Raw genomic sequence first — 21,169 nt, 5'->3', positions numbered from 1 at the left:
TACCCCAAAGGATCGAAACCATGACTGACGTAGCTAAAGCCGTAGAAGCAATGAAAGCCAAATTCAACCCAAGCGCTGCCGAAGGCCTGGACCTGGTATTCGGTTTCCGCATTGACGACACCAAGAATTTTTCCCTGGTTGTCAAAGACAAGACCTGCGAGCTGCAAGAAGGCGAAAACCCGGACGCCCAAGTGACCCTGGTCATGGACAGCGAAACCCTGGAAGGCATCGTCGACGGTTCCACCGACGGCATGCAGGCCTTCATGGGCGGCAAGCTGCGCACCGAAGGCGACATGATGCTGGCGATGAAGCTGAGCGAGTTGTTCCCTTCCTGATTCTCGGGCAACCCTGAATCTCTGTGGGAGCGGGCTTATGCCCGCTCCCACATTTTTTTGCGTCGCTGGTAGCTCACCGTCAACGCCGGGTACCTACACAGTGGGGCGCAGCCCGGTTAGAAGATCGCGTAGGTGTAGTTGAAGATCAGACGGGTCTGGTCCTGGTCGGCGGTGCCGGTGTTTTTGCCGTGATAGGTACCGGTACGCAAGGTGGTACCGAAGCCTTTCAGCGGACCTGCCTGCACCACATAGTCCAAGCGGAAGTCGGCTTCGTTTTCTTTCTGGTCGGGGCCACCGGCGACATTGGACTTGATGTCCTTGCCGTCCAGATACGCCACGGACGCCTTCAGGCCCGGTACGTAGGCCTTGAAGTCATAGGCATACTGGCCGAAGTTGACCTGCTCGCCTGCCCGGGAGAACTGGCCGACCACCGCATCGGTAAACAGGTAGAAGTCGCTGCCGCCGGCGCCTTGCGCGTGCGGGTCGGCCAGGCTGCCCTGGTTGACCCAGACGAAGCCACCGTCATCCCCCACGCCAATGTGGCCGAGCATCAGGCTGCTGCCACCCAACTGATAAGTGAAGGCTGCGCTGTAGGTTTTGTTGTCCACTTCGCCAGCATGCTTGGCATAGCCGCCGTTGTTGTTGAACGCATAGCCACTCGAACCATTCTTGCCGTCGCTGGTGCTGTCGAAGTAACGCAGGTCGGTCTTGAACGATTGGTCATTGCCCAACGGCAGCACGTGCACCAGGCCTACATAGTTCTGTTTGTAGAAGTCCTGCAGCTGCGCGTAGTAGTACTGCAGCGTCAGGTTTTTTGCCAGGCTGTTGTCGGATGAACCGAAGGGTTTGTAGTCCACGCCACCGAATTTGAAGCTGTCGCTATCGCGCTGGCCACCGGCAACGCTCAACCCCGTGGAGTTACTGGAAGCACGGCCTTCGACGCGGTTCAGCTCACCGCCGGTGAAGGTCACGTTGGGGATGTCGTTCGAAGTCAGAACGCCGCCGTCAAAGGTCTGCGGCGCCACACGGCTGTCGTTGGCGACCAGGATGGGCAACACCGGTGCCAGGCCACCACCGACGTGCAATTCGGTCTGGGAAATCCTGAACTTCACATTACCCGCAGCGCGACCAAAGGAGTCGGCAGGTTCGGTACCGTTGTTCCTGGTTGGAAAGAAGCTGTTGCCGTTGCCCGCCAGGCCGGGGCCGGCGGCGTGACCGTCGCCGCCATCGAGGCGCAAGGCACCGAACGCCATCACGTCGAAACCGACGCCGAGCGTGCCTTGGGTAAAGCCGGATTTGTAGTCAAAACGCAGCGCGGTTGCGGCTTCGCGCAGGTCGTTGTTGGTACCCGAGCGGTTGTCTGCGCTGTAGTACATGGTTCGTGAGCTGACGGACGCATGACTGTCCTCCACAAAACCGCTGTGACCGTTGCCCGTGCCCAGCGCGCCGAGCCCGAAATCATCCGCGCAAGCCTGCTGTGCCAGCACGGCGGCGGTGATGGATAACGCCAGTGTAGATAGCTTCATTAACGACGGCCCCTGAATATTTTTTTATGTAAAAGGTGTGCGAAACGGCGTTTTCATCCCTACAAACGTGACGATTGTTTCATGGGGGCCGGGGCGGACTCCGTGAAGAATAAGTTAGGAAAACCGCTCGAAAATGAAGTTTTGCCAGGCGCGGTTTTTGACATATTCGTGTCATCTCATTCATTTGCAGAATGAAGTCCAGAGGAATCTTCGTTTGCAAGCGCACCCTGGGCCCAACAAAATCCAGAAAACGGTCACACCTATCACGTCCGTCATCAGGAATTTTTCTATGCCAAGTACCGCACATGTGAGCCCCGACGAGATCCGCAAGGGCTTTTCCAAGGCCATGTCCGATATGTACCGAGATGAAGTTCCCCTGTACGGCGCGCTGATGGATCTGGTGGCCGAGGTCAACACTCGCGTGCTCCAGAGCGAACCGGGTGTGGCGCAACAACTGCAACGCACCGGCGAGATCCAGCGCCTGGACAGGGAGCGCCACGGTGCCATCCGCCTGGGCACTGCAGCGGAACTGGCGACCATCGGCCGCCTGTTCGCAGTGATGGGCATGCAGCCGGTGGGCTATTACGACCTCACGCCGGCGGGCGTGCCGGTGCATTCCACAGCGTTTCGCGCGGTCCATGAGCATGCGCTGCAAACCAGCCCGTTTCGTGTGTTCACCTCGTTGCTGCGCCTGGAGCTGATCGAAAATCGCGAGTTGCGCGCTTTCGCCGAAACCGCCCTGGCCAAACGGTCGATCTTCAGCCCAGGCGCCCTGGCGCTGATTGGGCAGGCGGAAACAGACGGCGGCCTCGATGCCGAGGACGCCGCGCACTTTATCCGCGAGGCCCTGGAAACCTTCCGCTGGCACCACGCCGCCACCGTCACCGCCGCGCAATACCAGCAACTGAGCGACCAGCACCGCCTGATCGCCGACGTCGTCGCGTTCAAGGGCCCGCACATCAACCATCTGACTCCGCGCACCCTGGACATCGACCAGGTGCAGGCCGCCATGCCCGGCAAAGGCATCACGCCCAAGGCCGTGATCGAAGGCCCGCCGCGCCGCCAGTGCCCGATCCTGCTGCGCCAGACCAGCTTCAAAGCCCTTGACGAAGCCATCGCCTTCACCGACGCCCAAGGCAGCCACAGCGCACGTTTCGGCGAAATCGAACAACGCGGCGTCGCGCTGACGCCCAAGGGCCGCGCCCTCTACGACCAACTGCTGAACGCCGCCCGCGACGAACTGGGCGCATTCCCCAACGAGGCTAACGCCGCACGCTACACACAATTGATGGAGCAGCACTTCCAGGCCTTCCCCGACAACCACGCACACATGCGCGAACAGGGCCTGGCGTACTTCCGCTACTTCGCCACGCCAAAAGGCCTCGCGGCACGCGGCCACGCCGACCAACCACGCACGCTGGAGGCTCTGGTCGCCGCCGGCCACGTCGATGTAGAGCCGTTGGTGTATGAGGACTTTCTACCGGTGAGCGCGGCGGGGATCTTCCAGTCGAACCTGGGGGATGGCGCGCAAAGCCACTACGCGGCCCATTCGAACCAGGCGGCGTTCGAACAGGCGCTGGGGCGCAACACAATTGATGAGCTGAAGTTGTATGCGCAAACGCAGCAACGCTCGGTGGATGCGTGCCTGGACGCACTGCTGGCCTAAACCCGATGCCCGCGCCGCTCCAATGGCAAAGGCGTGTGGGTGGCGAGGGCGTGTCAGTTGATGCATCGGTGCCTGACACACTGCTATCGGGAGCAAGTCGAATCGTCGCACCGCCCCTCGCCACGGTCGTTGCGGGACTGCTTAACCCAATCGCCCCACAATTTCATCTTTGATCAGAAGCCGCTTTTTCTTCAGTTTCTCAACATCTTCATCGCTGGCACTGGCTGATTCCGCCTTGAGCACCTCCCCGTCGGCAGCGTCATATTGCGTGAGCAGCGAGTCCAGGCGTTTATCGTTCGCCCTGCGTTCGTGAACGACTTCCTTGCTCAACCCCAAATCCTGATACAGGTCGTGTTTCACTGGCATGGCGTACCTCCGCATGTTGATCAATGGTCTACGCCCTTGAAGCTAGCCCATTCCTGGCGGTCTTGTCATGTTTGCGCTCAATACGCCCCGTTCGTCGCGGTAACGGCGATGGGACAAAACCTTTGCGACGCCCTGCCCTCAACAATAGATCGTCATTCGAGGGAGACCGGTTTCATGACTCACGCGGCTACCACTGTCGACACTCAATGCATCAACACCCTGCGCACTCTGGCCATGGACGCCGTGCAGAAGGCCAATTCCGGCCACCCCGGCACGCCCATGGGCCTGGCGCCGGTGGGGTATACGCTGTGGAGCCGGTTCCTGCGGTATCACCCGGCGCATCCCGACTGGCCCAACCGCGACCGTTTTGTGTTGTCGGTGGGGCATGCGTCGATGCTGCTGTATTCGCTGTTGCATCTTGCCGGTGTGGTGGAGATCGATGCCCAGGGCCAACGCACCGGGCAACCGGCGATCAGCCTGGACGATATCAAGCAGTTTCGCCAAGCCGACTCAAAAACCCCAGGGCATCCGGAATACCGCATGACCACCGGCGTCGAGACCACTACCGGGCCGTTGGGCCAAGGCTGCGCCAACAGCGTGGGCATGGCCATGGCCGAGCGTTGGCTGGCCGAGCGCTTCAACCGCGACGGCCAGGTGTTGTTTGACTACAACGTCTACACCCTGTGCGGCGACGGCGACATGATGGAAGGCATCAGCAGCGAAGCGGCATCGATGGCCGGGCATTTGAAGCTGGATAACCTGTGCTGGATCTACGACAACAACACCATCAGCATCGAAGGCCACACCGAGTTGGCGTTCAGCGAGGACGTGATCAAGCGCTTCCAGGCGTATGGCTGGCACACCTTGCACGTCGCCGACGCCAATGACTTGCAGGCATTGAGCGAAGCCCTGGAGACCTTCCAGGCCAACACCGGCGCACCGACGCTGATCGTGGTCGACAGCGTGATCGGCTACGGCTCGCCCCACAAGCACAACACCGCTGCCGCCCATGGCGAACCGCTGGGCGATGAAGAAATTCGCCTGACCAAGGCGGCGTATGGCTGGCCGCAGGATTCGAGCTTCCTGGTGCCCGATGAGGCACGCACGGTATTACGCGACGCGCTGCAGGCGCGCGCCGAGCCGCTGTACCAGCAATGGAACCGGACCCTGGCCGCTCTTGACCCGCAGTTAGCCGACGAACTGCGGCGCATGCGCGCCGGCGAAATGCCCGCGCAGTGGCAGGCAGATCTGCCGGGTTATGCGGCGGATGCCAAAGGCGTCGCCAGTCGTGCGGCAGGCGGTGAGGTGTTGAATGCCTTCGCCCGGCAAATCCCCTGGCTGATCGGTGGCTCGGCTGATTTGTCGCCGTCGACCAAGACCCACCTCACCTTCGACGGCGCCGGGCGTTTCAGCGCCGACGACTACCGCGGGCGTAACCTGCATTTCGGCATTCGCGAACACGCCATGGGCGCGATTGCCAATGGCATGGCGCTGTCCTACCTGCGCCCGTACACCTCGACGTTCCTGGTATTCAGCGACTATATGAAACCGCCGATCCGCCTGGCGGCGATCATGGAGTTGCCGGTGGTGTTTGTGTTCACCCACGACTCCATCGGCGTGGGCGAGGACGGGCCGACCCACCAGCCCATCGAACACCTGACGCAATTGCGCGCCACGCCGGGGCTGCTGACCCTGCGCCCTGGCGATGCAAATGAAACCCTGGAGCTGTGGAGAGTCGCCCTGGCGCAAACCCATCGGCCGAGCTGCGTGGTGCTGTCACGCCAACCGCTGCCGACCCTGGACCGCACGAAGTATGCGGCAGCGACTGGCGCAGCCAAGGGCGCTTATGTGTTGGCCGGGGCGAACAAGCCCGAAGTGGTCCTGATCGGTACCGGCAGCGAAGTCAGCCTGGCCGTGGCGGCCTATGAACAGCTCACCAACGAAGGGGTCGCCGCGCAATTGGTGTCGATGCCCAGCTGGGAATTGTTCGAAGAACAGGACCAGGCTTACCGCGACAGCGTGTTGCCACCGGCGGTAAAGGCACGGGTAGTGGTCGAACAGGCAGGGCCGTTGGGATGGGACCGTTATGTCGGACAAACCGGCGCCAAGGTGGTGATGAACAGCTTTGGCGCGTCGGCGCCGCTGGCCAAGCTGCAGGAGAAATTCGGCTTTACGGTGGAGCATGTGGTGAAGCAAGCCAAAGCGCAGATCCAACTGAATCAACACTAAACCACATGTGGGAGGGGGCTTGCCCGATAGCGGTGAATCAGTCATGTAAATTTCTTCTGACCCACCGCTATCGGGAGCAAGCCCCTCCCACATTTGAAGCTTTTTTGCGCTTAGGTGAGTGCCCGTGCCAGGAATGGCGCGGTGCGACTCTTTTTGCTCCTGGCGACTTTCTGTGGCGTGCCACTGGCAACCACCTTGCCCCCCAGATCCCCTGCTCCCGGCCCGATATCGATCACCCAGTCACTCTGCGCGACCACGCGCATTTCATGCTCGACCACCACCACCGTGTGCCCCGCATCCACCAGATGGTTGAGCTGGCTGAGCAGGCGATCCACATCCCGTGGATGAAGCCCCGTGGTCGGCTCATCCAGCACATACAAGGTCGCGCCCCGGGCGTTGCGTTGCAGTTCGGTGGCCAACTTGATGCGTTGCGCCTCGCCGCCGGACAGTTCGGTAGCCGGTTGGCCAAGCCGCAGATAACCCAGGCCGATATCGCGCAATACCTGCAACGAACGCAACACACCCGGCTGCTCGGCAAACACCTCGACGGCCTGCTCAACGGTCAGGCCCAGCACCTGGGCGATGCTCAAGCCCTGCCATTTGATCGCCAGTGTCTCGGGGTTGTAGCGCGCCCCATGGCAGGTCGGGCACGGCGCGTACACGCTGGGCATGAACAACAACTCGACGCTGACAAACCCTTCGCCCTCACAGTTGGGGCAACGGCCCTTGGCGACGTTGAAAGAGAACTGGCCGGCATCGTATTGGTGCTTCTTCGCGGCGGGCGTGGCGGCGAACAGTTTGCGCACGTTATCGAACAGCCCGGTGTAGGTCGCAAGGTTCGAGCGCGGCGTGCGGCCAATGGGTTTCTGGTCTACCTGCACCAGGCGGCGGATATGTTCCAGCCCGCTGCTGATGCGGCCACCGAGGGGTTGCGGCGCGTCATCTTCCAGGCTCTGTTCTTCGTCATTGTCGACCACGCGCCCAAGGCCTGCGCCCACCAGTTCCAGCAGGGCCTGGCTGACCAGACTGGACTTGCCCGAGCCGGAAATGCCGGTCACTGCGGTGAAGCAACCCAGCGGGAATTCCACGCTCAGATCATGGAGGTTGTTACGCGTCACACCCGCCAGTTTCAACAGGTGACGGGGTTCACGGCGCGCCTGATTCGACGGGCGCGGTTCGGCAAACAGATAGTCACGGGTCTGCGATGCCTGCACATCCACCAAGCCGGCGGGCGGGCCGCTGTACAGCACTTGCCCGCCCTGCTCGCCGGCGGCCGGGCCGACATCGATCAGCCAGTCGGCGCGGCGCATGGTTTCCAGGTCGTGCTCCACCACAAACAGCGAGTTGCCGGCGGCTTTCAAACGCTCAAGCGCGGTGAACAGCGCCTCGCCATCCGCCGGGTGCAGCCCTGCCGACGGTTCATCCAGCACATAGATCACGCCAAACAATTGCGAGCCCAATTGCGTGGCCAGGCGCAGGCGTTGCAACTCGCCGGACGACAACGTCGGCGTGCTGCGTTCCAGGCTCAGATACCCCAAACCCAGCTCGGTCAAGGTGCTGACGCGCTCCAGCAAATCCTGGGCGATACGCTGCGCGGCCAGGCGCTTTTCCACGGACAGTTTCATCGTGTCCTGCCCCGCCGCCACCGGCCGCAGCAACTCGGCCAACTGCGCCAGCGACAGCTGCGACAACTCGCCAATGTCCACCCCGGCGAACTTCACCGAGAGTGCCGCCCGGGTCAGGCGCTTGCCCTCGCACAACGGGCAGGCGCTGCCCTGCATGAACTGCGCGACGCGCTTTTTCATCAGCGCGCTCTGGGTATGGGTGAACGTGTGCAGGATATAGCGCCGCGCGCCGCTGAAGGTGCCCTGGTAGCTCGGCTCCAGCTTGCGCTTGAGCGCGTCGCGGGTTTGCTGCGGGGTGAAGCCGGCATACACCGGTACCGTGGGGGTTTCTTCGGTGAAGAGGATCCAGTCGCGGTGTTTTTTCGGCAGGTCACGCCAAGGGGTATCCACGTCGTAACCCAGGGTTACGAGTATGTCGCGCAGGTTCTGGCCCTGCCAGGCCAGGGGCCAGGAAGCTACCGCGCGCTGGCGGATGGTCAGCGATGGATCCGGCACCATCAGCGCTTCGGTCACTTCATACACGCGGCCCAAGCCATGGCATTGCGGGCACGCGCCCTGAGGCAGGTTCGGCGAAAAGTCCTCGGCATAGAGCATCGCCTGCCCTGGCGGGTAACTGCCGGCGCGGGAGTACAGCATGCGGATCAGGCTGGACAAGGTGGTGACGCTGCCCACCGAGCTGCGCGCGCTTGGCGTACCGCGCTGTTGTTGCAGGGCCACGGCGGGCGGCAGGCCCTCGATGCTGTCCACGTCGGGCACGCCCACCTGGTCGATCAGGCGCCGCGCATAGGGCGCCACCGACTCGAAATAGCGCCGCTGAGCCTCGGCATACACCGTGGAAAACGCCAGGGACGATTTGCCCGAGCCCGACACGCCGGTGAACACCACCAAGGCGTCCCGGGGAATGTCCACATCGACATTGCGCAGGTTGTGTTCGCGGGCACCCCGCACCCGCACGAAGCCTGGGCGTTGGGCGGTGATCGAAGGGATGTTGCGCGGTGAAGTCATGGTCAACCTTGTCTTGCGGTAAGCACGCGGCGCACGCGTAACGTCAGGGCTTCGGGGCTGTAGGGCTTGCTCAGCAGATGAATGTCGCGGCTCAGCAGGTGGTTGCTGGAGAGGATGTCGCGGGTGTGGCCGGAGGTGAACAGCACCGGCACGGGAGGCGTTTGCCCGCGGGCCCACTGCGCGAGGTCGGTGCTTTTGACGCGGCCCGGCATTACCACGTCGGTAAAAATCAGGTCCGGTTGCAGGCCGTCTTTGAGCTTGAGCATGGCCTGGTCGCCGTCTTCGGCGGTGAGCACGGTGTAGCCCGATTGTTCGAGCACTTCCACGACGGTCAGGCGCACGCCTTCATTGTCTTCGACCACCAGGATCGTTTCCTGGCCGCCCTCGGGCGCCAAGGGTTCGGCCGATGTTTCCGGGCGTTCCTCGCCCAGGTTGCGCGGGAAATACAACTGCACCAAGGTGCCCTTGCCTTCTGCGCTGCACACATCCACGTGCCCGCCGCTTTGGCGCACAAAGCCGAACACCATGCTCAAGCCCAGGCCGGTGCCGTGGCCGTCGCGCTTGGTGGTGAAGAACGGTTCGAACACCTTGGCCTGGATCGCCGGTGACATGCCCACACCGGTGTCGCTCACCGCCAGGCGTACGTATTCGCCGGGGCTGATGCTTTTGCCGATGCAATCATCGGGGTTGAGGATGATGTTTTCACCGCTGATGCGAATCACGCCCTCGCCCTTCATGGCATCCCGCGCATTGATCGCCAGGTTGAGCAAGGCGTTTTCCAGTTGGTTGCGGTCGACATGAATGCGCCACGGATCACGCGGCAGTTGCACATCAATGCGGATGGTTTCACCCAGTGCGCGCTGCAGCAGTTCGCCGAGGTTTTCGTAAATGCGCAACGGGTTGTACACCGCCGGAGACAATGGCTGGCGACGGGCAAAGGCCAGCAGTTGTGTCGACAGCTTGGCGCCCCGCTCCACCGCTGCAATGGCCGCGCTCACACGCCGCTGCACCTGGGGGTTGTCCGGTTCATGGCGGGCCAGCAAATGCAGGTTGCCGGCGATCACTTGCAGCAGGTTATTGAAGTCGTGGGCCACGCCGCCGGTAAGGCCGCCGATGGCTTCGAGTTTTTGCGACTGGCGCAACTGCTCCTCGGCGGTGGAGCGCGCCTGCACTTCAGCGGCCACGCGCTGTTCGAGATTATGGGTGAGTTCCTGACGCACCTGTTCGGACTTCACCAACTCGGTGGTCTCGACCACAATCGCCAGGACGCCGGCCGGTTGCTGGTCATCGCCGGCGACGGGGCTGTAATACAGGTCCAGCCATACGGTTTCCGGTTGTCCGTTGCGCAGCAGCACCAAGTCCTTGTTGTTGAACGACAACGTGCCTCCGGCCAGGCAGGTGTCCACCACATGCCGGTTGAAGTCGGCCACTTCCGGCCAACCCAGCTCCACCGGCGTACCCAGCAGGTACGGGTGGCGACCACCGGCAAACGCCGAGTAGCTGTCGTTGTAGATCATGTGGCCCAGGCGCCCCCACAGCATCACCATCGGCACCGGTGAGGCAAGCATCATTTGCACGGTACAGGCCAGGCTGGTGGACCACTGGTCGATGGGCCCGAGGTCGGTTTTTGACCAGTCAAAGCCGCGTATACGCTGAGCCATTTCACCGGCCCAACCTTCACAGCCATGGGAATTGGATAAGAATTGCATTGTTAAGCTCTGGGCAAAGACAGGACAGTCGCCATTTTTGGAGCTTACACCGAGCAGATGGTTTCATTTGGTATAAATTTGGCAGTAACCACCACGCTGTCCCCAGGCTTCAGTGAAAATCCCGGCTGCGCACATCGATGCCTTCCAGCAATACGCTGAGGTCGGTCAAACGCCCGGCGATCAAGTGCCGCACCTCGCCCACCGCCTCCCACCGCCCGTCCACTTTGAGCAGCCGCGAGCCGACCAGGGCCTGGCGCTGACGTTCGGCCAGGTCGCGCCAGACCACCACATTGAGGTTGCCGAATTCGTCCTCCAGCGTCACAAAAGTCACGCCGCTGGCGGTGCCTGGGCGTTGCCGACCGGTGACCAGGCCCACCACGCTGACGTTACGCCCATGCTCCACCGCCATAAGCTCGCGGGAACTGCGGCACCGACGCTTGCGCAACTCATCGCGCAGCAACGCCAGCGGGTGCGGCCCAAGGGTGGTGCCGAGGGTGGCGTAATCGGCGCGCAGGTCTTCGCCCAGCGTGGGCGCGGGCAAGTCCACCCGCGTTTCATCGCAGCCGGGCAACCCGGCAAACAGCCCCAGTTGTTGGTGTACGCCGGCCACGTCCCAGCGCGCCTGGTGCCGGTTGCCGGCCAGGGCGCGCAAGGCGCCCGCGTCGGCCAACAACGCTTGGGCGCGGGCATCCAGCCCGGCGCGCGCGCCCAGGTCGGCAATGTCGCTGAACGGCCGGCGCTGACGGGCGGCTTCGATGCGCCGCCCGTCCTCTTCGCGAAACCCGCTGATCATGCGCAGCCCCATGCGGATCGCCGGTTGCTGGCCGTCGATGGGCTCCAGGCTGCAATCCCAGTCGCTGGCTCGCACATCCACCGGGCGGATCTGCAAGCGATGGCGCCGCGCATCCTGCAGGATCTGGTCCGGGCTGTAGAAACCCATGGGCCAACTGTTGATCAACGCACAAGCAAACGCCGCCGGCTCGTGGCATTTGAGCCAGCAACTGGCGTAGGTCAGCAAGGCGAAACTGGCCGCGTGGGATTCCGGAAAGCCATAGCTGCCAAACCCCTTGATCTGCTCGAAAATCTGCGCCGCAAAGGCTTCGGTGTAGCCGTTTTTCAGCATGCCGGTGCGCAGGCGCTGCTGGTGCGGTTCCAGGCCGCCGTGACGTTTCCAGGCGGCCATGGAGCGGCGCAACTGGTCGGCCTCGCCAGGGCTGTAGTCGGCGGCGACCATGGCGATCTGCATCACTTGTTCCTGGAACAGCGGAATGCCCAGGGTGCGCTCCAATACGCTTTTAAGTTGCGGCGACGGGTAAGTGGTTGCTTCTTCGTTGTTCCGTCGGCGCAGGTACGGATGCACCATGCCGCCCTGGATCGGCCCCGGTCGCACAATCGCCACTTCGATCACCAGGTCATAAAACGTCCTGGGCTTGAGCCTGGGCAACATCGACATCTGCGCCCGCGATTCGATCTGGAACACACCGATGGTGTCGGCCTTGCTGATCATCGCGTAGGTGGCCGGGTCTTCCTTGGGGATCGTCGCCAGGGCCAGGTCGAGGTCACGATGACGGCGCAGCAGGTCGAAGCACCGGCGAATCGCGCTGAGCATGCCCAGGGCGAGGATATCCACCTTGAGCAGGCCGACCGCGTCCAGGTCGTCCTTGTCCCATTGGATGATGGTGCGTTCGGCCATGGCGGCATTTTCCACCGGCACCAGGGTGTCCAGCGGGTATTCGGAAATCACGAAGCCGCCGGGGTGCTGGGACAGGTGCCGGGGAAAGCCGATCAATTGCCCGGTCAGGGTCAACACACGGCGCAGCAACGGGCTGTCGGGGTCGAAGCCCGCTTCGCGCAGGCGTTCCAGTGGCGGCGTCGCATCACTCCAGCGCCCGCAGCAGTCGGCCAGGGCGTTGATCTGGTCCGGCGGCAACCCCAGCGCCTTGGCCACGTCGCGCACCGCGCCGCTCGCGTGGTAACTGCTGACCACCGCCGTCAACGCCGCGCGGGTGCGGCCATAACGCTGGAACACGTATTGCAGCACTTCTTCACGGCGCTCGTGTTCGAAGTCCACGTCGATATCCGGCGGCTCGTTGCGTTCCTCTGACAGGAAGCGCTCGAACAGCATGTTCGTCAGGCTCGGGTTGATCTCGGTGATACCCAAGGCAAAACACACCGCCGAGTTCGCGGCCGAGCCTCGCCCCTGGCAGAGGATCGAACGGCTGCGGGCAAAGCGCACGATGTCGTGCACCGTGAGGAAATAGCTTTCGTAACCCAGCCTGCCGATCAACGCCAGTTCGTGATTGATCTGTTGCAGGGTCTTGGCATCGATACCCTCGGGCCACCGCTGGGCGATACCTTCTTCGGTAAGAACGCGCAGCCAGGATTGCGCATCATGCCCCTCGGGTACCAATTCGCGCGGGTAGCGGTAGCGCAACTGGCCGAGGTCGAAGGTGCAACGGCGCGCGATGCTCAGGGTCTCGTCAAGCAAGGCTTGCGGGTACAACGCATTCAGCGCATCGAGACTGCGCAAATGCCGCTCGCCATTTGGGTGCAGGCGCGTGCCGGCGTCGGCCACCGAGACGTGATGGCGGATGGCGGTCATGGTGTCTTGCAGGGCGCGTCGACCACGCGCATGCATGTGCACATCACCGCAGGCCACTGCCGGGATATCCAGGCTCGCGGCCAACTGCAGGCGCTGCTCCAGATGGCGCGCATCGTCCTGGCCACAGTGCAGGTGCACCGCCAGCCACAGGCGCCCGGCGAAAGTACGGCGCAGCCACTGGATCGAGGCCTGGGTGTCGCTGTCTTGCGCGACCCACACCGCCAGCAGGCCGTTGAGGGGTTGGTCGAAGTCTTCTTGCAGCAGGCGATAACGGCCCTTTTCGGCGCGGCGTCGGGCCAGGGTGATCAGGCGGCACAGGTACTGGTAGCCGCTGAGGTCTTCCACCAGCAGGACCAGTTTCGGGCCGTTTTCGATGCGCACTTCGCTGCCGATAATCAATGGCAAGCCCACCGCCTTGGCCGCCTGCCAGGCACGCACGATGCCCGACAACGTGCATTCATCGGTGATCGCCAAGGCGCTGTAGCCCTGGCGCTTGGCGCGCTCGAACAACTCCAATGCACTGGAAGCACCGCGCTGGAACGTGAAGTTGGACAGGCAATGCAGCTCGGCGTAGCTCATGCGAACCAGCCTTGCAGCCACAGGCCATCGGCTTGCCCCACCGTGCGGTAGGCCCAGCCTTGCTGGCCGGCGCGGGTCTGGATCAGGTAGTAGTCGCGGCGGATGTCGGCGCCGTCCCACCAGCCGGTTTCGATACGCTCCGGCCCCATGAGGATCCGCACGCCCTGCTCGGCCAGCAAGGTGGGCTCGTTGAGCAGCCAGCCGGGACGTTGCACCTTGTTCAAGGTCGGGCATGGGCGAGTGTCCGCCGCCGCTTGCCAGGCGCATTCGGGCCGATGGTCGGCGTGAAAGCGCAGGCCTTGCACCGCCTCATCGCCCAGGCGCGCGCGCAGGCGTTCGCGCAGTTGCTCCCAGGGCAGGGTCTGTTGCGGGCGGTCGTCGAACAGGTCCTGGCGCTGCGGCACAAATACCGGCAAGTCGCGGGCCACCAGGCGAAAGCCGCGCACCGGGGCGCTGACTTGCAACTGCTCCAGGCGCCCACGGGCCAGTTCGAAGAGCATCGCAGGTTCACGTTCGGCGCTGAGCAGGCCGACCTTGATCACGCTGTCGGGCGCCTGGGCGTGTTCCAGGTGCAGGTCAAAACGCTGCACGCCACTGTCGCGACCACACAGGAATGCCGACAAATCGCCGGTCAAGCGGCGCAGCGGAAACAGCAGCGCCTGGTGGGATTGCACGTCGAAATTCAATTCGATGCGTTCATCGAACTGGTCCGGCGGCTGGTAAAACCCAAGGGCCAAGGGGCGTTGTCCGGTCAGTGCATCCAGGTGTTTGAGCAACGTGGCGTCGAAACGCCGCGCCAAGGTGTGCCGGGGCAAAGCCTGCACCTGCGCCAGGGTACGCAGGCCCATGCGCGACAATGCGGTGGCGGCCTGGGACTCAAGGCCGGCGCGGTCGATGGGCAGCGGCGCCAAGGCTTGCGCCAGGGCCTCATCCGCGACGGCCAGGCCATCGTAGAGATTGGCCAGCACCCGCGCCGCGGCCGGGTTGGGTGCGGCGACGATACGGTGACGAAAGCCCAGTTCGGTCAGCTCTTTGCGCAAACGCGCTTCAAACTGCGGCCAGGGCCCGAACAGTCCCAGGCTCGATTCGATTTCAAACAACAAGGCGCGTGGGTAATACAGGCTGACCTGGGAGCTGAACTGATAGGCCCAGGCGGCCAGGAACTGCTGCCAGCGTTCGATTTCGGCGGGGTCGTATTCGGCGCTGGCAAAGGTCTTGGCCAGGGCATGCGCCGCCGTCAGCGATTGGCCGGGACGCAGCCCCAAGGTACGGGCAGCATCGTTGACGGTTTGCAGCACACGCCGCTGCGGCGTGCCGGCCAGCAACGCCAGGGGTTGCTCGGGTTCGGGATGCACACGCTGCACGCCGTCCAGTGCCAATTGCGGGAACACAATACACACCCAGCGCATAGCAACCTCAATGCCCGCTCAGCGCAATCGGCGCCGGATGAGCCAGGCCGCCACGGCATTTGAGCACCCGCACTTGGGCAGGCCTGGCTTCGACGGTCAGGCGCAGGGCGGCGGGAGATGAGTTGACTGCCTCGCTGATGGATCGCCAGGCAAACGCCAGGGTCTGCCCGGTTTCCGCCGCCACCTGCAAACGCCGCAACGCGCGATCATCGGCCTTGCGCGGCCAACACAACACCGCGCCGCAACTGCCGGAGCGCAGGCATTGCTCCACCGCCCACAACGCGTCGCGCTCCTCGGCCTGCACCACCGAGAGTTGGCGTAAATCGACCCCGGCGTTCTGCCAGGCGTGGGGGTACGGCGTATACGGCGGGGCCACCAGCACAATGCGTTCTCCCGCCGTGGATAAGCGCGCCAGGGTCGGCAGCACCAGTTGCAATTCGCCGATACCTTCATTGGCCAGCAGGATTTCACTCAGGGCCGACTCAGGCCAGCCGCCGCTTGGCAGCACCGCATCCAGCGCCGTAAGCCCGGTAGGATGCACACTGGCCGGCGGCGCGGCGGGCCGGCCTTTCCAGACGCGGCCGCCATTGAACAGCGTATCCAGTGCAACCACGGCGCCCATCAACCTTGCCTCACCAGGCCGCAGAACACCCCTTCAATGGCCAAGTCCTGGTCAGGCCCCACCACAATGGGTTGATACGCGGGGTTGCGCGGCAACAGACGCACGCTGTCGCCATTGCGTTCGAAACGCTTGATGGTGACTTCACCGTCCAGGCGCGCCACCACGATCTGCCCGGTCAGGGCCTCGGCACTGCGGCGTACACCCACTAGGTCGCCGTCGAGAATGCCGTCTTCGATCATCGAATCGCCCTGTACCCGCAGCAGGTAATCCGGCGTTTTCGCGAAGGTAGCGGGGTCCAGTTGCAGGCGGCTGTGTACGTCGGCATCGGCGCCAATCGGCCGGCCAGCGGCGACACGCCCGAGTACCGGCACATCCAGCCATTCGGGACGGGCGGGTTGATTGAGCAGGCGAATACCACGGGCCTGATTGGGGTTGACCTCGATAAAACCGGCTTCGGTCAGCGCCACCACGTGTTTACGCGCGACGCTGCGCGAGGCAAAGCCGAACGCTTCGGCAATCTCGGCGAGGCTGGGGGGCTGGCCTTGCTGCGCGATACGGTCGCGGATAAAGGTCAGGATGGCGGTACGGCGGGGGGTCAGGTTCGTCATGGAGTACATTTGTACTCCTGTAGGAATTTTCTGACAATAGCCGGTAGTCGCGTAGCAGGGAACGTGAGTTGTTGAAACGTCCCACATAAGCGCCGGATAAGCTCTACTCCCCTGCCCTGAAAACCTCTGCAAAGTCCTTCGCCTGAATGTACAGCGCGAGGGAGTGCAGATGGTTTGTTTGGTGATGGGCCTGGTTGATGGGGCCGTGTCTTGATTCCGGTCATTGCCAGCCTGGTCCTGGCCCCCATGGATGCCAAGGCGCCGGACGTTGAAGGCGTCTTGCGTGATTTGCGGGCATGTCTCAACACCTTTGACGACTGGGCCGAAAGCGTCTGGAGTGGCTCGGCGCTTGAGGTGGAGCAGGTTTTCAAAGTCGGCGAAGAGGTTGCGTTGATCGCGCCGGTCTCTTCCAGAAAACCCAGCACAGTGGTCGCCACGTGTGATGCTCAGGGGTCGATGACCCTGGTGCATCTGTTTGAAAGCACGCGCTTCGTGCCTATCGGCAACACGCCGGTAATGCTGCAGGCCATCGCCCGGGATGGCAGCCCGACGGGACCGCCCATCCATCGAACCATCGGCCCCGGCGGCACGCTTGAAATCCAGGAATGTACCCGCGACCAACAATACCAAATTACGTTTTATCCCGACGTTTCCACGGATCACGTCAAGGCGCTGTATGCCTCCTATCAATCGGTGATCGCCGGGCTGGAAACGGGCCTGCGCGATGAGTGGGCGAAGACCTTCAAGCCCCAGTGGGACGAGTTTGCCGACGCCCCGTCTTTGCAACGCAGCGCAATGCAAGGCGCGGCGTTTTCCAGCGGTTTGGCTCAGGCGCTCTACAACCTGTGGGACAACATCACGCAGGTGTATGAGCTGTTATCGGATCTACAGGCCAACAGCGAAAAGTTGTTGGCGTACATCTCTCAGGCCGACCTCGATGAACTGCTGACGCTCGGCAGCGACGCCATTGCCCACGCGTTGCTGGTGCTGAGTGATGAGCCGCTGTTGTTCATTTTTATCTCGGCGATGGTCAGCTGGATACGCCTGCTGCCGCCGCCGCAGATGTTCGAATTGCTCGGCGAGATCACCGGCGAGGTCTTGATCAATCTACTGCTGATGTGGGCGACGGCAGGCACGGGCGTGACGCTGCGCCTGGGTGCTCAGGCGCTGGGGGCCATCAAGTCCGCACGGGTGCGGGGGTTGTTGGAGCTGCTGGCCAGGCACCTTGTGAGGCCAGGGTTGGAACCGCATGTCGCAGCGGCCAGGCCATTGCTGCTGGGCAGCGCGCCAACGCCGATCAAGACGATTCCGGTTGCGCCGTTGAAGGCTGGGGAACACGTGGTTTCGAACCCTGTTCCGTTGGTTCGTAACAAGTCCCAGCGGACGGTATTGGTTCGGCAGGAGTCTGTCGATGATGTGCCGGTCGTGGCTACGAATCCCAAGGGTGACGCGGCGACTTCGGCGGACAAAACAGCGACCAATGGCTGCCCGGTGTCGATGGTCACTGGGGAGGAATTGCTCACCCTCACCGATGGTGTTTTGGACGGGATATTGCCGTTTGAGTGGACCCGTTTGTACCGCACCAGCGCGGTGGAAGTGGATGTTGGGCTGGGGTTTGGCTGGAGTCATTCGCTGGCGCAGCGGCTTTCTGTTTCGGGCGATTCGGTGGTGTGGACCGACCATGAAAACCGTACTGTTTCGTTTCCACTGCCGACCGAGGCGCGACCGGCGATCACCAACAGCCTGGCTGAAGCGGCGATCTATTTGGGGGCTTCGCCGGATGAGTTAGTGCTGGCCCAGGCCTCGCGGTTTTATCACTTTCGTGACGGGGTGCTGGTCTCGATCAGCGATGCGTATGACAACCGCCTGCGGATTGCGCGGGATGTGTTGGGGCGTATTGCACGGTTGGATAACGGTGTGGGTCGCTCGTTGTGTTTGCGCTATGAACTGGGCCGCATGGTGGCGGTGGATTACCAGGTTCAGCGGGCCAAGGGGTACGAGCCTTACGAATGGATCACGGAACAGAACGTTGTTTCCTACGCCTATGACGACGCCGGACGACTGGTTTGCGCGACCAACGCCGTCGGCGAAAGCGAGGTTTATCGGTACGACGAGCAGCATGTGATTCTTGAGCGGGGCTTGGCCGGTGGCGCGAGCTTCTTTTGGGAATGGGAGCGCTCTGGCAAGGCGGCGCGGTGTGTCCGGCACTGGGCCAGTTTTTCGCAGATGGATACGCGGTATGTCTGGGAGGACAACGGCCGCGTGGTCGTGCATAACGCCGATGGCAGTCAGGAAGTGTATGTCCACGATGACCGCGCACGGCTGGTGCAGCGCATTGATCCGGACGGCGCCCAGCACTTCAAATCCTACGATGACAAGGGTCGACTGACGGTCGAGCAGGATCCGCTCGGGGCGGTGACGGCGTATCAGTACGACGATGCCGGACGCTTGGTGGCGTTGTTTCCGGGAGATGATGAACCGACGTCCTACGAGCATGACAACGGCTTCGTACGGGTGGTGCGGCGTGGTGAGGCGGTCTGGAAATACGAGCGTAACGACCAGGGCGACGTGACGCGTAGGACCGATCCCGATGGTGAGGTGACGGACTACAGCTACAACAAGTACGGGCAACTAACGGGCGTTTGGTATCCCGACCACAGTTGTCATCGGCTGGTGTGGAACGAACGCGGCCAGCTCATTGAAGAGCAACTGCCCAATGGCGGCGCCAAGCGCTATCGCTACGATGATCTGGGCCGCCAGATTGCCCGCGAGGATGAACAAGGCGCGCTGACCCAATACCAATGGGACAGCGTCGGCCGATTGATTCGCATCGTGTTGCCAGGCGGTGCCACGCGAGAATACAGCTACAACCCCTACGGAAAAATCACCGCCGAACGCGACGAACTCGGCCACGTCACCCGCTACGAATACGCCGACGGCCTACACCTGATCAGCCGCCGCCTCAACGCCGATGGCAGCCAGGTCAACTACCGCTACGACAACGCTCGGCTGTTGCTCACCGAAATCGAAAACGAAGTCGGCGAAACCTACCGGCTCAACTACCACCCCAACGGCCTGATCCAGCAGGAAATCGGCTTTGACGGCCAGCGCACCGCCTACGTCTACGACCTTAACGGCAACCTTCAGGAAAAAACCGAACACGGCGACGATAGCAGTCAGCTAGTTACCTTTTACCAGCGCGACCACGCCGGCCGACTCGTACGAAAAACCCTGCCCGACGGCAACAAGGTCGATTACACCTACGACCGCCAGGGCAACCTCCTCAGCGTCGACGACGGCCACTGGGCGCTGGCGTACGAGTACGACGCCCAAAATCGCCTCACCGCCGAGCATCAGGGCTGGGGCACTTTACGCTATGGCTATGACGCCTGCGGCCAGCTTCAACATTTACGCCTGCCGGACAACAACCGACTGGTGTTCAACCACGCCAAAGGTGGTCATTTGGCGACAGTTGAGTTGAATGGCGAAACGCTGACCTCGCACCTCTTCAAATCCGGCCAAGAACACCAACGCCAACAAGGTCAACTCCTCAGCCACTACCACTACGACGACCAACACCGCCTGCACGCCCACACCGTCACGCAACAGGAAAACCACCTCTACCAACGCCACTACGATTACGACAAATCCGGCAACCTCACCCGCCTCAACGACACCCGCAAAGGCGAACACCACTACCGCTACGACCCGCTCAACCGCCTCACCCGCGCCGACCATTCGCAAGACCTGCAAGAACGCTTCGGCCACACCCCAGCTGGCAATCTACTGATGCACGACCGCCCCGGCCCGGACATCGTCGCCGGCAATCGGTTGATGATTCAGGGCGACCGGCACTACGACTACGACGCCTTCGGCAACCTGATCCGTGAACGGCGCGGCAAGGGCCATCAACTCGTTACCGAGTACCGCTACGACTGCCAGCATCGATTGATCGGCCTCACTCAACCAGACGGCCACACCGCGAGCTACCGCTACGACCCGTTTGGGCGACGCATCAGCAAAACCGTCGATGGCATAACGACCGAGTTTTTCTGGCAAGGCGACAAACTGATCGCCGAACACCATGCGGATCGGCATCGCAGCTACCTCTACGAACCGGACAGCTTTCGGCCGCTGGCCTTATTGGAAGGGTTTGGTCCCAAAGAAACCAAACCCTACCACTACCAACTCGACCACCTCGGCACGCCCCAAGAACTCACCGCTCCAGACGGAGAAATCGTCTGGTCCGCCCACTACCGCGCCTACGGTCAAATCAGTCGTCTAGATAAAAGCAAAATCGACAACCCTCTACGCTTCCAAGGCCAATACTTCGATCCGGAAAGCGGGCTGCACTACAACCGCCATCGCTACTACAATCCGGACATTGGTCGCTACCTGACGCCAGACCCGGTGAAGCTGGCGGGTGGGATCAACGCTTACCAGTACGCGCCCAATCCTACTGCATGGGTGGATCCGCTTGGGTTGAGCAGGTGTCCGGGTGCCGATGGATGTAAACCGAAACGTCGCACCGAAGATCCGGTGGGAAACGTTAAGTTTAATGCGGGAGATGTAGCCCCCCCTAAAGGGTCAGATACCAAGTTATCAAGAAATGGAGCTTTTAGAAGGGCAAAAGAGATTGGAGGCATACCGCAAAACACTCAACCAATCATGATCTATCGGGAGACCATCCGTGACCAAGATCGTCATATCATGGGCCGCGTGTACGTTTTCAGCTTGAAAAAACACCACCTCACTAGAATCCACGAGCATTCTCTAGGCCACATAGCAGGTAATCACGGACCACATTTCAACACCAAAAACACAGTACATGAAATCAAAACCCCCTTAAAAATCGGTCATGACTCACACACGTACTTTAAGAGATAAA

At 62.3% G+C, this 21,169-nt stretch carries 12 protein-coding genes; 4 read left to right on the top strand and 8 right to left on the bottom strand.

Going from position 1 to position 21,169, the window contains the following annotated elements; all coding sequences use genetic code 11:
- The first annotated feature begins 20 nt into the window (after window positions 1-20).
- Complete coding sequence (locus KSS96_RS13185) at window positions 21-335, top strand: SCP2 sterol-binding domain-containing protein (protein ID WP_005788868.1); 315 nt, start codon at window positions 21-23, stop codon at window positions 333-335.
- Window positions 336-451: 116 nt separating this feature from the next.
- Here KSS96_RS13185 and KSS96_RS13180 read toward each other — a convergent pair whose 3' ends face one another.
- Window positions 452-1,861, bottom strand: coding sequence for an OprD family outer membrane porin (locus KSS96_RS13180; RefSeq protein ID WP_137220260.1), 1,410 nt, complete (start codon window positions 1,859-1,861; stop codon window positions 452-454).
- Between the two features lie 289 nt (window positions 1,862-2,150).
- On the opposite strand from KSS96_RS13180, the gene hglS reads away from it, so the two are divergent.
- Window positions 2,151-3,527 (top strand): 2-oxoadipate dioxygenase/decarboxylase HglS, encoded by a 1,377-nt coding sequence (gene hglS, locus KSS96_RS13175; RefSeq protein ID WP_017528010.1) that lies wholly within the window; start codon window positions 2,151-2,153, stop codon window positions 3,525-3,527.
- A gap of 141 nt (window positions 3,528-3,668) precedes the next feature.
- Here hglS and KSS96_RS13170 read toward each other — a convergent pair whose 3' ends face one another.
- Window positions 3,669-3,893: a DUF465 domain-containing protein gene (locus tag KSS96_RS13170; protein WP_017528011.1), complete on the bottom strand. Its 225-nt coding sequence runs from the start codon at window positions 3,891-3,893 to the stop codon at window positions 3,669-3,671.
- A gap of 174 nt (window positions 3,894-4,067) precedes the next feature.
- Between KSS96_RS13170 and tkt the strand changes: the two genes are divergently transcribed.
- Complete coding sequence (tkt, locus tag KSS96_RS13165) at window positions 4,068-6,122, top strand: transketolase (RefSeq protein ID WP_017528012.1); 2,055 nt, start codon at window positions 4,068-4,070, stop codon at window positions 6,120-6,122.
- A gap of 110 nt (window positions 6,123-6,232) precedes the next feature.
- Here the strand turns inward: tkt and uvrA are convergent, their stop codons facing one another.
- The 6 genes from uvrA to lexA all read right to left on the bottom strand — a co-directional run bounded on the left by uvrA (window position 6,233) and on the right by lexA (window position 16,290).
- Window positions 6,233-8,752 carry an excinuclease ABC subunit UvrA gene (uvrA, locus tag KSS96_RS13160; RefSeq protein WP_217856404.1) on the bottom strand — a complete coding sequence of 840 codons (2,520 nt, stop codon included), beginning with the start codon at window positions 8,750-8,752 and terminating at the stop codon, window positions 6,233-6,235.
- Between the two features lie 2 nt (window positions 8,753-8,754).
- Window positions 8,755-10,461: an ATP-binding protein gene (locus KSS96_RS13155; RefSeq protein WP_017528014.1), complete on the bottom strand. Its 1,707-nt coding sequence runs from the start codon at window positions 10,459-10,461 to the stop codon at window positions 8,755-8,757.
- A 109-nt stretch (window positions 10,462-10,570) separates the two neighbouring features.
- On the bottom strand, window positions 10,571-13,663 hold the full coding sequence (locus KSS96_RS13150; protein ID WP_206665933.1) for an error-prone DNA polymerase: 3,093 nt from the start codon (window positions 13,661-13,663) through the stop codon (window positions 10,571-10,573).
- Entirely contained in the window at window positions 13,639-15,051 is a 1,413-nt protein-coding gene (locus KSS96_RS13145; protein WP_065878322.1) for a Y-family DNA polymerase, read from the bottom strand. Before KSS96_RS13145 ends, KSS96_RS13150 begins: the two co-directional genes overlap by 25 nt.
- A 7-nt stretch (window positions 15,052-15,058) precedes the next feature.
- Window positions 15,059-15,673, bottom strand: coding sequence for a translesion DNA synthesis-associated protein ImuA (gene imuA, locus KSS96_RS13140; protein ID WP_065878320.1), 615 nt, complete (start codon window positions 15,671-15,673; stop codon window positions 15,059-15,061).
- Window positions 15,673-16,290 carry a transcriptional repressor LexA gene (gene lexA, locus KSS96_RS13135; RefSeq protein WP_017528018.1) on the bottom strand — a complete coding sequence of 206 codons (618 nt, stop codon included), beginning with the start codon at window positions 16,288-16,290 and terminating at the stop codon, window positions 15,673-15,675. Before lexA ends, imuA begins: the two co-directional genes overlap by 1 nt.
- 201 nt (window positions 16,291-16,491) lie before the next feature.
- On the opposite strand from lexA, the gene KSS96_RS28180 reads away from it, so the two are divergent.
- Window positions 16,492-21,168, top strand: coding sequence for an RHS repeat-associated core domain-containing protein (locus tag KSS96_RS28180; protein ID WP_217856402.1), 4,677 nt, complete (start codon window positions 16,492-16,494; stop codon window positions 21,166-21,168).
- Window position 21,169 lies beyond the last annotated feature (1 nt).

The sequence above is a fragment of the Pseudomonas asgharzadehiana genome (assembly GCF_019139815.1).
GTDB classification, from domain to species: domain Bacteria; phylum Pseudomonadota; class Gammaproteobacteria; order Pseudomonadales; family Pseudomonadaceae; genus Aquipseudomonas; species Aquipseudomonas asgharzadehiana.
Note: the sequence above shows the minus strand (reverse complement) of the source record. Positions and strands in the feature narration are given on the sequence as shown.